Raw genomic sequence first — 16,126 nt, 5'->3', positions numbered from 1 at the left:
GCTGACAGATTATAGCGGAAAGCGCTGCCGCGAGCAGCCTGACAGCGAATCAATAAATGACTTATTCCGCATCATAAAGACCGCAGGCCAGCGGCTGGTGGCGGCACCATTCGAGGAAACGCTGCGCTTGTAATGGCTGGGTAAAGTAGTAACCCTGCAACAGGTCACAGCCCAGCGCCTGCAGGTAGGTCACCTGTTCACGATTTTCAACACCCTCAGCCACCAGCTTCAAGCCCAGACTTTTTGCCATCGACATGATCGCCTTGACCAGCATCCCGTTGTCCCGGTTGGCCGGCAGCCCGGTCACAAAACTGCGGTCGATCTTCAAGGTATCGAACGGCAGGTGCTGCAGGTAACTCAACGAGGAATAACCGGTACCGAAGTCATCCAGCGACAAGCGGACCCCCAGCTGACCCAGCCGCTCCAGCTGCCTGGCCGCCTTATCCCGATTGTTTAACAGCACCCCCTCGGTGATCTCCAACTCCAGAGCCCGGGCCGGAAACTGATGCTGCGCCAGTGCCGCCCGCACCTGATCGACGAAGTCGGGATGGCAAAGCTGGCGGGGGGACACATTGACGGCGACAAAATCGGGAGCCGTCGGCTCCTCAAGCCAGTTTTTGGCCTGGGCGCAGGCCTGATCCAAACCCCAGGCACCGATCTGGTGGATCACCCCTATCGACTCGGCCAGGGCGACGAATTGCTCCGGTACAACCTGCCCCAGGCTGGGACTGTTCCAACGCATCACCGCCTCAGCTCCCACCACCTGGCAATCCAAACTGACCAAGGGTTGGTAATGAACCTCCAACTCCTGTTTCTGCAGCGCAAAGCGCAGCTCCGATTCGAGTTGCTGTAACTCCTGGGCCTGCTGTTCCAGTGCCGGTTCAAACCGAGCGATCCGGTCGCGTCCCAATTTCTTGGCCCGATACAGGGCCGTATCGGCATGCTGTAGCAATTGCACCGGATCCCGCCCATCGTCGGGAAAACAGGCCAATCCGATACTCAACCCGACGAACAGACGCTGCCCATCGATAGTGACGGGTTCTCTGAAATCGGACTGTATCGACAATGCCAATTCGTAGAGCGGTTCGGCAGCTGAATCCATCCGACTCAACAATAGAAACTGATCCCCCCCCAGCCGGCAAAGCTCGTCTGAACTGCCCTTACGCTGTTTAAGCCGTTGTGCCACGGCCACCAGCAGTTCATCCGCGCTCTGATGGCCCAGGCTTTCGTTAAACTGCTTGAAACGGTAGATATCGATGCTCAACAGCGCGATCCGGTGCTGATCGATCTGGCTTTGCTCGATCAGTTGCCGAAGGCTGGCCTCCACCTCGGAGCGGGTCGGCAGGCCCGTCAGACTATCAACCCCTGGGCTGGGCGATAACCACTGCTCATAATCTAGCCGTTCCAGCAATGCCTCCATCATCACCAGCGTATGCCGCTGGCCTGCAGGGCCGGCAAAGGGTGACAGATGGACACGCAGCCAGACCGGCTTGCCGCTGCTGCGCCGACAACAGAGCTCGCCGCTCCAGCCCACCCCTCGGTTCAGCGAGCGCAGGATCGACGGATAGAGGCTTTCCGGGGTCAATTCCGAGCGCAGTGACATCACCGGTTTGGCCAGCAACTGCTCCGCCGAAAAGCCGGTACAACGACAGCAGGCCGGATTCAGGTATCGAATCAATCCTTGCTCATCCACCACCATCACCGCCAACGGGTTAGCATCAAACAGCGCCGCCACCTGCTCCAGGGTCTGCCCCTGCAGATTTTTCCGACTCAACATGTTCGGCTCCAGGCTAGAATCCAGCGCAGGCATCCACATCTCCGGTTCGGTTAATGATTGAGAACGCATTCTCGGTGATTGCTGTTCCGGTAACTATAGACAGCAGTGCTGGCAAAAGGTCAGTGGAATCAACCAACAATCCGACACTTCTATTCAACTTTCGGTTGATAGCCTCGGCAAGCTCTTCTACAGTGTCAGGGTGTTTAATATTTTGAGATGTTGCACTATGTCTACCTACCCCACCCTGACCGAAATGGGTATCCAGTCAGTCGAAGAGATCTACAAGTACAGCCTGCGCCAGGAAGGCGATGTGGATGTCTTGAAGGTCTATTTTCGCCGCGAAAAGGGCTCACTGCTGCCCCGTAGTAAGAAGTTCAAGTTTGGTCGCTCTCACAAGACGGTGCGGGTAGACAGCAGCCACGACAAGTATCAGGAGATCTCCGAGATGTCGGCGTTCCTGATGAAAGCGATCGATGAGCTGCACGATCTGGTGCAACACGAGCACGAAGTTCAGGATATCCGCGAGCGCCTGCACGCCGATATCGACCATCTGGAAAAGGTGGTCAACAACAAGCTGGCCGAGATCCGTCGCGATATCGACAAGATCAAATAAGCCTGCCGCTGCCAGTCACAAAAAAGGAGGCCGAAGCCTCCTTTTTCTTATCCGGGATCAGCAAATCACCCGGCTGACAGATTTTCTTACTGCAGCTGATAGACCGCCGTTGAGCCGGATACCTCGTGGCCGACAATCAGCAGCGCTTTACCGGTCAGACTCTGCTCGGCTGAGACGAACTTCATCCCTTCCGGGGCCAGATCTCCGGCATCGCCCAGATCCTTCTTCGGGTTCGAGTCAAAGTTCCGGTTGATCACATAATCGTGGCAAACCACTCCATAGGGATTGGTGATGTCATAGATCATGAAACCACCGGTGCGCTCCAGCCCGACGAAGGCGTAGGTACGTCCATTCACCTGCCCCACCGCCAGGGCTTCGGGCTCTGCCCCTTTGTCATCACTGCGGTTATCACCCTTGTTCTTGTTATCGGTGTTGTTGAAGTTCTTGCCCAGACGCGCCGCGGTAATCTTCTCGATATCGGCCTGTGAATCAAACACCAGTTCACCCTGCTCATTCCAGATACTGAATGAGCGGGCGCCGTAGGTGTAGATCAACGATTCATCACCGTAGCCGTAACGGGTGGTTTTCATCCGACCCAGGGACTTCTTATCGGCCGCCTCAGCGGCACTGGGATGGGTCGCCGGAATATCAAGCTTGGCGATGCGGGTCTCTTCGGAGAACGCCAGACAACCATCCTCTGCATCGAACTCCCGGCCGCCGGCCGCCAGACAGCTGGCTTCGTCAGCCGCATCGAACCAGTAATCACGAGCATCGCCTTCGTTGGCGGTCACCACATAGTTGTGACCATCGGCCCGGTAAGCGGCGATGGTATCGGGCTGATACATGCCGACCACGCCTTTGCGAGCACGGATATCGATCTTCTTATCTTTGTCGGATACGTCCAGCTCGTTACCGGCCCGGCCGTAATCTTTCAGCCCAAGATCGACCACCTTGCTGATCTGCATCGCCTTCAGATCAATCATCGCCAGCGCGTTGTTCTCCTGCAGGCTGACCCAGGCGGTACTGGAATCATCGGAGACGGCGATATACTCCGGCTCCAGATCCTGAGCAAAGTCGGCACCCGGTCCAAAGGTGCGAATCCCCTCGGAGTGAAGCTGATCGAATCTCAGTTCGGTCGCCACATCAGCCGGGCGGCCTTTACGAATCTGGATTACCGAAACCGAGCCCACCGGATCGACCCGGTAGTCCTTGCTCGGCTCCCCCTCATTGGCAACCAACAACTTGCTGTTGTCCGGGGTAAAGGTCACCATGTCGGGCAGCGCACCAACCCGGACCGCCTTCAAGAACTTCAGGCTACGGGCATCGTAAAACGCCACGACGCCGCGACCCTGTTTCTTGTTTCCGGCGATATCCGCCGCTTCTACTGCCACCGCCACCAGGTCAGCGCCGACGGCGACGCTGTTGGCGGCTCCGAAACGGTTAGATTTCAGATCGGCACCGATATTCAGGCTGCCGACTCGCGTCAGGTTACTGTCACGTAGCGGATCGGCCAGCGGCTTACCGTTGAGTTTCGACAGATCGATCACATCGATCTGCTTTTCCTCGGCATTGACGACGAAAGCTCGCTTGCTGCGCGGGTGGTAGGAAACGATCTCCGCCGCGCTTTCATCGTAAATCCCGGTGGTGTGACGACCGATCAGTGAAGCACTCAAACGCTGTTCCAACTTGCTCTGTTTGGCCACCAGCTTCGGCATGATCGGCAGGACGCTGACCTGAGTCGGCTTGCCGTCGATGCCGAAATCGTTATCGTTGATCAGCGCCACATGTTGATCGTCCAGCAGCGCTATCCCTTCAATCTTGGTCGCCAGGGACATGCCTTTAGGCAGATCGGTCAGGCTGTTGAAGACCAGCGCCTTGACCAACGGCATCGCCCCGACAGCTCCCGGATCGTAGATCTGTTCCAGGGTCTGCTTGGCCTCGCTGTCACGCACCGCTACCGCACCACGGCTGAGCTCGGAATCCAGAATGCTGTCACCGGAACTCAATTGCACCCGATACAGCTTGGTGACCTTGCTGATACGCTCCAGAATGATCAGGTCATCGTTGCCGACGGCCACCATTTCGGAGATTTTGACGTCGCTCTGCTTGCGGATCTGGCCCTTCTTCAAGTCGCCCTTGCCACTGGGCAGGTCCGCAAACATCGCCGGGGTATCGATCTGATAGATCCACTCGCCCTGGGCCTTGCCCAGCTCGCCGTTGTTCAGCCCAAACTTCATCAGCCGTACATTGCGCGAACTCTTATAAGCGGCCGCATTGGGGTTGGCCAGCGGGCTTTGCATGATGAAGTAGAGTGAACGCTCATCCGGAGATACCGCCACCGATTCCATCCCGCGGTTGAGCTTGCGCTTGGCATACACCGCTGGCAGCTTGCCGCTAACCGGGTAACCCGCGTCGGCCAGATCGGTCTCCATCCCGGCCGGTACCACCCGCTCCAGAATAGTGCCGTCGGGCGCCACATGGATCAGACTGGGGCCGTATTCATCGGCCAGCCAGAAGCTGCCGTCCGACAGTTTGATCAGCGCTTCGGTATCGACGCCTTCGCTGTCGAACGCCCGCTGCTCACCGGTATTGGCGTAGGACTTTTCGGTATTGGTGACCGTCAGCTCATTGCTCAAACCGGTGATCTTTTCGCCGGCGCTGTTACGAAGCGGAATCTGTTGGATCACCTTGACGCCGTCGCTGTCGATTTCGAACTTACTGATCATCGGCGTATAGGACGGCATCGGGAAGATCTTGTGCGCCCCTTCACCGGCACCGCAGAAGTCGGCAATACCCAGCAACTTGGCACTGTCCTTACATTTGATGTTGGGTCCGCGGTCGGTGACGGCATAAAACTGGTTGGCCGGATCTTTGGGATCATGAAACGCACCACTCCCAAAACCGACACTGATATCCAGTGATTTCCCCACCTTGCCCGCAGCGGAAAACTGCGCCTTGCCGAGGGACTGATTCAAGGTGTATTGCGCCGCCTTCAGATCCGAGCCCTGATGGCCCTGCGCCTGTACCCAGGGCGCGCTCGCTGCCAAAGTGGTAGAAGCTGCGATTGCTACCGCCAACATCGTTTTATTCATGCTGAATCCTAGTTCCGAGAGGACATTGATCGAGTGAGATAGATCAACCTAGGTCAAGCCGATGACGGTTCCGTGATAAGCCTGTTGCAAGCGGATAACAAAACCGTGACACCCCCAAACCGTCGCGGTCAGAGACTCAAGCGCCGAAGTTGCACACGCAGGCGCTGCAGCTGAGGGTCTTGCTCATCGGCGGACGGTGCGTACAGACAACGCTCAAATTGCCGCGCAATCCGCTGCAGCGCCAACGCCTGCTCGGGCAGCTCCGTGGCGGCTCGCCTGACGAAACTGGATGGCGGCTCGCCGGATTCGGGGCGCAGCCCCTTACGGGCCAGGCGGCGGCAGAGCCCGCGATAGAGTTTTAACAGCGGATCGGTGGGTGTACGTAGTCCCGAGCGGCGGAAGATCAGCCAGGCCAACCCCATCAGTACTGCCCCGAGGCTACTCAACAGCAGGGTCGCAAGCAGCATCAGATCGACCTTATCGAACAGCCGGCTGAGCAGCTCACGTTGCATCTTGGCATCATAGCCCAGCATGATCCGATACCAGCCGTAGTTGAGGTAATCCCAACCCAGACGCAACTGGGTAATCCAGGCCGAGCCTCGGTATCGAAGCGGTGACAGAGGGCTGTCCGCCAGAAAGCTACCCTCCTGCTCCATCGCCTGTTCCAACCCCTGCTCGACCCGCTCAGGTGACACCCAGGCGGTCGGATCAAAACGAACCCAGCCCCTGCCGGGCAGCCACACCTCGACCCAGGCATGGGCATCGAACTGGTGCACCAGCAGGTAGCCGCCCAGCGGATTCAGCTCTCCACCCTGATACCCGGCAACAATACGAGCTGGCAGTCCGGCCGCCCGCATCAGAAACACAAAGGCGCCGGCGTAATGGCTGCAGAAGCCGCGGCGACTCTCAAACAGGAACTGGTCAACGCGATCACCGATGAGCAACGGCGGCCGTAAGGTGTAGGTGAAGTTCTGCTGATTGAAGTACTGCAGTACGCGCTGGATGTAATCCTGCGCATCACTGCTGTCACGCCATAAACGCTGCGCAAGAATTCGGGTCCGGGGATCCGTGTCGGGCAGCTGCAAGTTGGCCCGACGCAACCAGGCCGGCAAACCCGCGGCATCCAGTGAGAGCCCGGTGGTGGAGCTGACCTGATACTGGAACGGATGACCGACCGGTTTATCCCGCAGCAGACGGAAATCCCGGGTGGCGCCGACCCCTCGACTGTCACTACGGGCCCAGGCCAGCGCGAACAGCCAGGGCTGGTCGGTCGGTTCCATCATCACCTGATAGTCGTAACGGTTGAGTCCCGCTTCGGAGCCTTGTTGCCGCGGGCCGCGCCAGCGACTACCGTTGCTTTGCCAATCGACCCGATCTGCCTTATCCAGCTCCAGCCCCCGGGTCCAGCGCCGTCCGTCATAATGCTCCAGCACCAGGGCCCGCCAATAGCGGTCCTGGGCCGCCGGTACCGGACTGCCGGGCTCAAACTCCACCCGGAATGCCAGCTCCGAGGACTGGCTCAGCTGCGCGATATCACCGGCGGAGATGGTTTCGCTCAAGCCGGTCTTGGCCCGGCCCTGACCCAGGTCCAACGACCAGATCGGGCCGATACGCGGCACCAGCACAAACAACAGCAGCAGCATCGGCAGGCTGTAACCCACCAGCCGCAGACTCAGCCGCAGGGTTCTGCGCGGTCGGGTGTACAGCGGCGATTGATTCAAACCCAGCAAGGCCGCCGTCACCATCACACAGACCAGCGCCAGGTAGAGGGACAGCAGAATCGACTGATCAAAGAAGAAACTGACCGCCACCACGAAGTAGCCGAGAATCACCACGATAAAGGCATCGCGACGGGTACGGCTTTCGATGAGTTTGAAACAGAATCCCAGGATCAATAACGCACTACCGGCATCGGGGCCGGCGAGGGTGCCGTAATGGGCAAACACCGCCGCACCACCGCCGAACACCAACAGCATTCGCAGCAGACGCCCCGGGCCGCGCCAGCGCCCCCGATAAACCATCAGTTTCCAGACCCCACACAGCAGGCAGATCAACGTAACCCAGACCGGCAACCGCAGCATATGGGGCAGCAGTGCACTGAACATGGCCGCCAGCAACCAGGCTAGCCCATTGCGGGGAATCTGGTAGTCCGTCTCAGGCAGCTGCTCGCTCATCGGTTCCCCTCCCGGGCCGACCGGAACGGTTCGGCGACCGACTCCAGATCTGGCGCATCGCCCGCTGCCGTCGGCAAACCATAGAGTGCCAACAGGCTCAGACAACGCTGGCGGTGTAGATCTCCCTGCCCCGGTGGAACTTCAGCACCGGGAAGCTTGAGTCCGAAACGCAGTCGCTGCTGATCGTATTGAATCACCCAATGACAGAGCCGACTCAGGCGATCCTCCACGCCCATGCCGCTGTAGGCTTCCCACTCCAACCAACGAGCCTGCTGTTGATAGCCGGCAAAACGTTTACTGTGCAGCCGCCCGTCGCGGGCATAACTTTTCCAGGCGATCTGTCGTGGGCTATCGCCGTCCCGATAGGCTCTGAGGCCATCAAAGTCATCGCTTCCCTCATGACTGAGGCGCTGACCACGACCACCGCCACTGCTGCTCCTTTGGGGATAGGCCTCGGCTATCGGTTTGGGATAGACCAGCGCCCGGCTGTCCAATTCCAACCAACTCCAGGCCCGTAACAACCCGAGCGGATAGCTGGACTCGATCTTGAGTCGCGGCAAACGCAGATAGCCCCGCTGCTCGGCATCCAGCAGCAGCGGTAGTTGCTGACGCCGCTGCTCCACCAGATCCACCACCAGTCTGGATAAGCCCGCGGCTTCGATAGAGATCGACTCGTGCTCGCGCGCACTCTCCAACTGCAGCCCGAAAGCCACCTGTTGACCGACGAAACCGGCTTGATTGACAGCCCGGCTCAGCCTCAACCCCGCCAGATTGGCGTAGGTGAGCAGGATGGAGCTCATGAACAACGACACCAGAAACAGCGCCACCAACAGAATCAAGCCGTTACCGTAGTTGATTCCGCCGATAAACAGCGCCAGTGACATCGCCAGAAAATAGAGGCCGTGTCGCGTCGGCAGGATAAAAATCCGGCGCTGGTTCAGCGTGGTGGCACGGGTCCTCGGCAACCGCTTTCGCAGCCAGGAATCGGACCATCGACGCCAACGACGACGCAGTTCAGCCAGTGGAGAGAAGGCGGGCGACACGAATCACTCCAGCACTTCGACCGAATCCAGCAGCTGGCGGGTCAGACTGATTCCTTTGTGACCGGTGCAGTCATAGTCTCCGCGCAGACGGTGTTCCGCCACCGAGGGCAACACGGCCTGCACATCTTCGGGCACCACATAGTCCCGCTGTTCGATCAGGGCCCAGGCCTTGGCCGCCTGAACCAGCGCCAGGGCGCCACGTGGGGACAGACCGTAGTCAAAATCATCGCTGCTACGGCTGAACTCCACCAGCCGCTGAATATAGTCCAGCAGGGGCTCCGACAGATGTAGCGATTCGGCCAGCTGCTGCAGACGCTGCAGACTGGGCAACGGCAGCGCACAGTTGAGCTGTTCCAGGCGCCGGCGGGGATTCTGCCCGCTCAGCAGTGCCCGTTCCGCCTGTCGATCCGGGTAGCCCAGTTCGATCCGCATCAGAAACCGGTCCAGCTGGGATTCGGGTAGCGCGAAAGTACCCAGCTGGTGTTGCGGGTTCTGGGTGGCGATGACGAAGAACGGTGCCGGAAGTTCGCGACTTTCACCATCGACGGTGACTTGACGCTCCTCCATCGCCTCGAGCAGTGCACTCTGTGCCTTGGGCGTGGCACGATTGATCTCATCGGCCAGCAACAACTGGGTAAACACCGGCCCCGGCTGAAATTCAAAACGGTGTTCTTTAACATTAAAGATCGACGCCCCGATCACGTCGGCCGGTAACAGATCGGAGGTAAACTGGATGCGGTTGAAATCAAACCCCAACACCCGGGCCAACGCCTGTGCCAGGGTGGTTTTTCCCATCCCGGGAAGGTCCTCGATCAGCAGGTGGCCCTGACCGATCAGACAAGCCATCGCCAACCGGACCTGGCGCGATTTACCCAGCACCACGGTTTCGATTTCGGCCAACGCCTGCTGCAGTAACTGACGGTCATCGGCGGTCGATTGGGGCTCAAGCTTCTGTAGGGTCATGCTGTTCTCCTGAACGGGGATGCGGCCAGTATAGAGGCTTTACCTGGCTCACAAAGCCAGCCTCGCCGGTTCTTTGACCAGAATCACATCCAGCAACTGATCACGCCCTCGTAAGGGGATCTGGCGCTGTTCCAGCCCTTCCATGGCCAGCCCCGCGACATCGGCACTGAAGCGCGACAAAACCAGGGGAACGCCGAGGTTTTTGGTCTGACCTTCGAGCCGCGCCGCGGTGTTGACGGTATCGCCAAGGGCCGAGCGGATTGGAGCGCTGGGAGGCCCCATGGTGCCGACGATCGCCTCACCACTGTGGATACCGATACCGACCCGAAGCGGCTGCTGCAGCTCGACCTTGAGGCGCTGGTTGATCCCGTCCAGGCGGTGAAGCATACGCTGAGCACCCCGTATCGCCTGGCGACAGCCCTGCTCGAAATCGCCGACAAGACCGTAGAGCGCCATCAATCCATCGCCGTTAAATTGCGCATAGTGACCGTCGGTTTCTTCCAGCGCGGTGGCCATCTCGGCAAAAAACTGATTCAGGATAAATACCACGTCATAGGGCAACCTGGCCTCGGCCAGCGCGGTGGAGCCACGCAGATCGATAAACAGCACCGTCACCCGCTGCTCGATCCCCTCGACACCGCCGGGTTTGCGCAGGTAGGCAAAGCGTTGCTGGTAGGGAATCAGCGGCACCAGCGACAGATCGTTGGTCAGCCGTAGTTGGCAGGCCAGACGAACATCCCGATCCGCCTGAACCCCGTCCAGCGCCGCTCGTTCCAACCCATCGGCTGGCGCCAGTTGATCAAGCCCTTCCATCACCCGTACCCGGCAGGTGGTGCAGCGCCCCCGGCCACCGCAGACCGAAGAGTGTTCAATCCCGGCCTCACGCAGCGCTTCCAGCAGCGTCTGTCCATGACGCGCCTTGAGCAGGGTTTGAGCCGGCAATCGAACCCTTACCCGGGCCTGGCGGATTGACCAACCCAGCCGTAAGCCGCGAAGCAATAACGTAACCGCAAGCGAACCCCAGAAAAGTACCGGCAGAATGTCACGTACCTGCGCCAACGTCTGCTCGGCCCGCAGCTTATCCGGGTCGATCGGCGTCTCAACACCATCGCCGTCTAACCGTCCGGCCCCGCTGCCTTGAGCGGTATCATCACCGTAGCCACCGTATCCACCATAACCGCCATCGTCGTCATAGCCGGTATTATCGAGGCGGTTGACCGAGCTTTCGTAGACAGCCTGAGTCGTGGTCGGCTCCGCTTGATCGGCCAGAGTCAACCCAACCCGATAGAACCCCAATAACGCCATCAACGGCACCAACGTTGCCAGCAACTGCCAACAGGCGATCCAGCGCCGGTAGTCGGGTTTCAACCGCAACCAATAGTGCAAGCCGATAAGCAGGTGTAACCAAACCACCAGTACCAGCGCGGTCTGGCGCAGAACGCCAAACTCGCTGTTCCAGATAGCCTGGATCACCCCTTCGTAGCTCGGCAGGGTGCCGAACAATTCATGGGATAGGCGGGCGCCGGTCACATGGACCAGGATCAGGGGCGGAATCGATAGCCCGAGGATCAGTTGGGACAGCTGCCACCAAGGCATCCGTAATGTGGTTCGATTGTAGAGCGACCAAAGCGCCAGCAGAAAGTGCGTCAGGACCGCGCCGTACAACAGCCAGGTCGGCACCGGGTGGTGCCAGAACCCGATAAAATAGGTCAGTGAGGATTCCATCAGGGACTGGGATACCAATCCCAGGCTGTGATTTAGCAAGTGGGGGATCACGAAGGCGGCCATGATCAAACCACTGTAGAGACGAATCCGGTGCAGCATTGTCGTGAATATCCTTAATACGGCTCGCAGTAAGCGGCGCAACGCTCCGGAGCAACATCGAATAAGTATGGTCCCAGGCCGCTCGATTACCCACTTCGAACTCAGAATCGGACAAGGATTCGATCAACAGCCGCTAGCAACCGATCCCTGTTGCTGACCGCTGTGTTCACCCGTCGCGCCAAAAGATAACGGTATAACTTGATCAACCATCTGCACCCAATTGCCGATGCTGCCCGACTCAGGCTTGGGTTAAACTCAGCGCAGTGTTTGATTAACGCTGACTCACCCCTGTAAGCCAAGGCCGAAGCAAAGGACGTTGCTATGTCAGAAGAGCTCGATCGATACCTGGAGATTATGGTTGACCGCGAAGGCGCCGATCTGTTCCTTTCTACCAATGCCAGACCCAGTTCTAAAATCCACGGCAAGTTGCTGCCGATCGCCGACAAGGTGATGGCGCGAGGAGAGATCAAACAGATCGCCTACTCCATCATGTCGCAGGACCAGATCGACGAATTCGAACAGCGCCCGGAGATGAATCTGGCCCTGTCGAAGCCGGGTTTGGGACGCTTCCGGGTCAACATTTTCCGCCAGCGCCATGAGTATTCGATGGTGATCCGCTCGATCTCCACCGACATTCCCGATATCAAGATGCTTGGCCTGCCCCCGGTACTCCCCAAGCTGATTATGGAAAAGCGCGGCCTGATCCTGTTTGTCGGCGGCACCGGCTCGGGCAAATCCACCTCGCTGGCATCGTTGATCGACCACCGCAACAGCAACAGCGCCGGTCATATCATCACCATCGAAGACCCGGTTGAATTCATTCACCACCACAAGAAATCGATCATTAATCAGCGCGAAGTCGGGGTTGATACCCTGAGTTATCAGGACGCCCTGGAGAACACCCTGCGGCAGGCCCCGGATGTGATTCTGATTGGTGAGATCCGCAGCGCCGAGACCATGGAACACGCCCTGGCGTTTGCCGAGACCGGCCACCTTTGCCTATCGACACTGCACGCCAACAACGCCAACCAGGCCCTGGGCCGGATCATCAACTTCTTCCCGGAAGAGCGCCATAAACAGTTACTACTGGATATCTCGCTGAATATGAAAGGGATTATCTCGCAGCGACTACTCCCCACGACCGATGGCAAACGAGCCGCCGCGATTGAGGTGTTGCTCGGCTCACCCCGGGTCGCCGAGCTGATCAAGAACGGTCATATCGACGATATCAAAGAGGTGATGGAAAAATCCTCCGCCTCTGGGATGCAGACCTTCGATATGGCGCTGTTCAGTCTCTGGAAGGCCGGGCGGATCAGTGCCGATGAGGCACTTCGCAATGCGGATTCCAAGAACAATCTGGCCCTCAAGATGCGACTGGTCACCAAAGGGGGTGGTAACGGCCAGCGCGGCGAAGCGATCACATCCGGCACTGCCGGCAACACGGAAAAGTCACCGATCAAAAGCACCGGCGGCGGATTCTCATTGGAGCTGGAGCCTGGCCATGATGAAGACGCGGATGCGGATCCGCTGAACGACAACGGCGCCTAGCTCTTCGCAAACCGGGCAACGGAGGCATCAGCAGGCCGTGAGCATTCGGCCTGCTGCGCCGCAACCGGCCGCTTAAACAATCACTCAACCCTCACGCCAGGACTTGGCGTGCAGACCCTGCGGATCGAGTTCCTGCCACTCCAGCTGGGTGATACCGCCAACCCGGGAACGATGACTCCAACCCGACATCGGTTCACTCACCCCGGTCAGGGTCCAACTGTTGGCCAGCTTCTCCCCATCCGCCAGCAACTGATAGCACTGCTCGGCACGGCTGCCTTGAAGGTAGTGGAGTTCAAATTCGATCTGGTGGCCGCTATACCGATCCCCCTCAAAGTGCACCGACTTCGGCTCGCTACTCAGTTCTCGGCGAACGATATTCAGCAATACTTGCGCGTTTTTCTCACTTTTAGCGTTGGTAAACAGACGCCAGCGTAATATCATCAATACCCTAATGCTCCAAAAGTCCATATAAAACAGATTGTTAAACGCTAATATAACAACAATAGCGGTACACTGATGCAACAAATATCTATCCAAAAAGGATTCTGCAGTGGCCGTCAGGATGCTTGGTAACAAACCATAACCTTGGATGCCATTTGAATTCGCGTACCCTGACGAGCGTTAGGGAATGCGCTAAAATCAAAGGTACTGATTTTTAGGTATTCCCCTCCTATGATCGATCGCAACAGCTGGTTATTAGACGCAGATGAGCTGCCGATTTCTCTGGATAAATGGCAACAGAATGTCGGCCTGATCGCCAACCTGTTTCATGCGCCGTCGGTTTGCATTTTTCAGACCAATGCCCAGGGTTCGCTGGTTATCGAATCCAACCGCAACGAAACCAATCCCTATCAGCCCGGCTGCTTTATCCCCCGTGATGCCGAACTGTTCAGCCATGTGTTGGCGGAGCTCAAGCGTGAGCTTTACGTGCCCGATGCCAGTGCAGATCTGCGCTGGTTGACCCACCAGGAGGTCGCGGAAAGTGGTTTTGTCTCCTATCTGGGTGTCCCGCTGCGCTGGCCCAGCGGCCAACTGTTCGGCTCATTATGCATCCTGGACCGGGTTCCCACCGACTATCGGCCCCAGTATTTCGAACTGCTGAAAACCTTCCGGGCCCTGATCGAGTCGGATCTCAACCTGATGGTTCAGAGCCAGATGCTCAATCAGATGACACTGACCGACGAGCTGACCGGCATCTACAATCGACAAGGGTTCCGTACCCTGGCCGAGCACAAACTCAGTGTAGCCAAGCGTTACGGCCATACCTACGGACTGATCTATTTCGATCTGGATAACCTGCACAGCATCAACGAGCAGTTGGGCTCCGATACCGGCGACAACGCCCTGCAGGCACTGGCCCAAGCGATGAGCAGCGAGCTGCGTGATTCCGACATCGCCGCCCGGATCGGCAGCGACGAATTCGCCGCGCTGGTGTTTGTCCGTCAACAGGAAGATATGGAGAACCTGGCGATCCGGATACAGCGCAAGCTGAATCTGATCAAACAGCAACGCGACAGCATGCCGCCGCTTACCACCAGCGTCGGTGCCAAGTGTTACCAGGCCAATTCAGATACCAACGTCGACAAGATGCTCGAGGAAGTGGACCGGATGGTCTATAACCTGAAACAGAAAAAACGTCTGGCCACCGTCGGTATCGACTACAGCTCACATCATTAGATTGTGACTCTGAAGCGCCCCGTCTTCTCAGGGAGAGAGTTCGGGGAGCCTGCAACCCTAAGCCATAAGATGACAAGGACTGTCCGATGCAATCGCATACCCTACCCTTTCGTTACCTCCAGGCTGTACTGCTCTCCCTCGTGCTGGGGCTCTCGGCGGAAACGGCCGTCGCTTTGGAACAGGGCAGCCTGAAAGAGTGCCAGCGATACCGCGACCTGCAACAGCAGTACACCGAAAAGCGCCGCCGCGGCGGCAGCAAGAGCCAGATGCGTCGCTGGCATCAACAACGCAATCACTACAGTCGGCTCTATTCACGCCACAACTGCCGCATCCACCGCCGTTATCTGGACTGATCCGAACCGACAGGATCGATGTTGTTGTAACAATGGCCTTTCGACGCGGTCCAATAGCTGATTGATCAACTACGCTTTTCTCAGTGGGCTTACTGCCCCGCTAAGGACATCATCAGAGCAAATCATCCATGCTGGTTACCGTCTCCCGCTATACCTTCCCCTACGAAGCCCAGATTGCCTGGTCCAAGCTCGATGCGGCGGGTATTCCGGCTACTATCGGCGATGAACACACCATCAATATGGACTGGCTCTACTCCAATGCGCTGGGCGGTGTCCGAATTCAGGTACCGGGACAATTCGAGCAGGCGGCCCGGGAGTTATTGGCTACGGATTTAGAGCCGGAACTGATCGAGCAGCAGGGCTATGACGCCATCTCGTGTCCAACCTGCGGAAGCACCGAAACCGAACACTATCAGTTTGGTAAGCGGCTCGCGTTCCTGGTCTTTCTGGGTATCGATTTCCCCCTCTATCCAGTCCGGGAAGGCATTCGCTGCCGCCAATGCGGTGCCAAACACCCACAGGAGCCGGAAGATCAATCGAATTTCACGGATAGCGCCGATTAATCCTGCGGCGCGACAACTTAATCACCAACCCACGGATACCTAACATGATAAAAAAATCCTGCCTGGTTATTGCAGCCGCAATGTTGAGCAACCTTTCGCTGGCTGCTGAAGGGGTCATTTCGATCGAGAGTCCCTATTCGGTCAAGGAAACCGCCGACCGTTTCGAATCGATCTTAAACAACAAAGGACTGACGATCTTCACCCGGATCAACCATAGTCAAAACGCCGCCAAGGTTGATCTGGAGCTCGCCCCGACCGAGGTTGTGATCTTCGGCAATCCCAAGGTCGGTACACCATTGATGCAATGCGCCGCCAGTGCTGCCATCGATCTGCCCCAGAAAGCCCTATTCTGGCAGGATCAACAGGGACAGGTCTGGCTGTCCTATAACGATCCGGCCTACCTGAAAAAACGCCATGATATCGGCAATTGCGACCCGGTGATCGATAAGATCTCCGGTGTCCTGGGCAAACTCAGCAAGGCGGCCACCAGCCGATAAAT

The 16,126-nt window shown here is 58.1% G+C and carries 13 protein-coding genes; 6 read left to right on the top strand and 7 right to left on the bottom strand.

Going from position 1 to position 16,126, the window contains the following annotated elements; all coding sequences use genetic code 11:
* Positions 1 to 61: 61 nt before the first annotated feature.
* Positions 62 to 1,777, bottom strand: a complete 1,716-nt coding sequence (locus ACO05M_RS10750; protein ID WP_421862346.1) for an EAL domain-containing protein — start codon at positions 1,775 to 1,777, stop codon at positions 62 to 64.
* A gap of 226 nt (positions 1,778 to 2,003) precedes the next feature.
* Between ACO05M_RS10750 and ACO05M_RS10745 the strand changes: the two genes are divergently transcribed.
* Positions 2,004 to 2,390 (top strand): DUF3461 family protein, encoded by a 387-nt coding sequence (locus tag ACO05M_RS10745; RefSeq protein WP_421862343.1) that lies wholly within the window; start codon positions 2,004 to 2,006, stop codon positions 2,388 to 2,390.
* A gap of 86 nt (positions 2,391 to 2,476) precedes the next feature.
* Here the strand turns inward: ACO05M_RS10745 and ACO05M_RS10740 are convergent, their stop codons facing one another.
* The 5 genes from ACO05M_RS10740 to ACO05M_RS10720 form a co-directional block, all read right to left on the bottom strand.
* Entirely contained in the window at positions 2,477 to 5,482 is a 3,006-nt protein-coding gene (locus tag ACO05M_RS10740; RefSeq protein WP_421862340.1) for a choice-of-anchor I family protein, read from the bottom strand.
* 128 nt (positions 5,483 to 5,610) lie between these two features.
* On the bottom strand, positions 5,611 to 7,656 hold the full coding sequence (locus ACO05M_RS10735; RefSeq protein ID WP_421862338.1) for a transglutaminase TgpA family protein: 2,046 nt from the start codon (positions 7,654 to 7,656) through the stop codon (positions 5,611 to 5,613).
* A complete protein-coding gene (locus tag ACO05M_RS10730) occupies positions 7,653 to 8,699 on the bottom strand; it encodes a DUF58 domain-containing protein (RefSeq protein ID WP_421862336.1) in 1,047 nt (348 codons plus the stop codon). The genes ACO05M_RS10735 and ACO05M_RS10730 overlap by 4 nt, the downstream gene beginning before the upstream one ends.
* Positions 8,700 to 8,702: 3 nt before the next feature.
* Entirely contained in the window at positions 8,703 to 9,662 is a 960-nt protein-coding gene (locus tag ACO05M_RS10725; RefSeq protein WP_421862333.1) for an AAA family ATPase, read from the bottom strand.
* 48 nt (positions 9,663 to 9,710) lie between these two features.
* Positions 9,711 to 11,486: an adenylate/guanylate cyclase domain-containing protein gene (locus tag ACO05M_RS10720; protein WP_421862330.1), complete on the bottom strand. Its 1,776-nt coding sequence runs from the start codon at positions 11,484 to 11,486 to the stop codon at positions 9,711 to 9,713.
* A gap of 321 nt (positions 11,487 to 11,807) precedes the next feature.
* On the opposite strand from ACO05M_RS10720, the gene ACO05M_RS10715 reads away from it, so the two are divergent.
* Positions 11,808 to 13,034, top strand: coding sequence for a PilT/PilU family type 4a pilus ATPase (locus ACO05M_RS10715; RefSeq protein ID WP_421862328.1), 1,227 nt, complete (start codon positions 11,808 to 11,810; stop codon positions 13,032 to 13,034).
* 84 nt (positions 13,035 to 13,118) lie between these two features.
* On the opposite strand, the gene ACO05M_RS10710 is transcribed toward ACO05M_RS10715, so the two are convergent.
* Positions 13,119 to 13,478, bottom strand: coding sequence for a hypothetical protein (locus tag ACO05M_RS10710; protein WP_421862325.1), 360 nt, complete (start codon positions 13,476 to 13,478; stop codon positions 13,119 to 13,121).
* A gap of 228 nt (positions 13,479 to 13,706) precedes the next feature.
* On the opposite strand from ACO05M_RS10710, the gene ACO05M_RS10705 reads away from it, so the two are divergent.
* From ACO05M_RS10705 to ACO05M_RS10690, 4 genes are all read left to right on the top strand, one after another.
* Positions 13,707 to 14,711: a sensor domain-containing diguanylate cyclase gene (locus ACO05M_RS10705; RefSeq protein WP_421862321.1), complete on the top strand. Its 1,005-nt coding sequence runs from the start codon at positions 13,707 to 13,709 to the stop codon at positions 14,709 to 14,711.
* An 86-nt stretch (positions 14,712 to 14,797) separates the two neighbouring features.
* Complete coding sequence (locus ACO05M_RS10700; RefSeq protein ID WP_421862318.1) at positions 14,798 to 15,064, top strand: hypothetical protein; 267 nt, start codon at positions 14,798 to 14,800, stop codon at positions 15,062 to 15,064.
* A gap of 128 nt (positions 15,065 to 15,192) precedes the next feature.
* Positions 15,193 to 15,627: a DUF2007 domain-containing protein gene (locus ACO05M_RS10695; protein WP_421862315.1), complete on the top strand. Its 435-nt coding sequence runs from the start codon at positions 15,193 to 15,195 to the stop codon at positions 15,625 to 15,627.
* A gap of 44 nt (positions 15,628 to 15,671) precedes the next feature.
* Positions 15,672 to 16,124: a DUF302 domain-containing protein gene (locus ACO05M_RS10690; protein WP_421862313.1), complete on the top strand. Its 453-nt coding sequence runs from the start codon at positions 15,672 to 15,674 to the stop codon at positions 16,122 to 16,124.
* The last annotated feature ends 2 nt before the right edge of the window (positions 16,125 to 16,126 follow it).

Source organism: Motiliproteus sp. (assembly GCF_965230735.1).
GTDB lineage: Bacteria > Pseudomonadota > Gammaproteobacteria > Pseudomonadales > Balneatricaceae > Motiliproteus.
The sequence above is the reverse complement of the archived record's forward strand: the minus strand, read 5'-3'. Positions and strand labels throughout refer to the sequence as shown.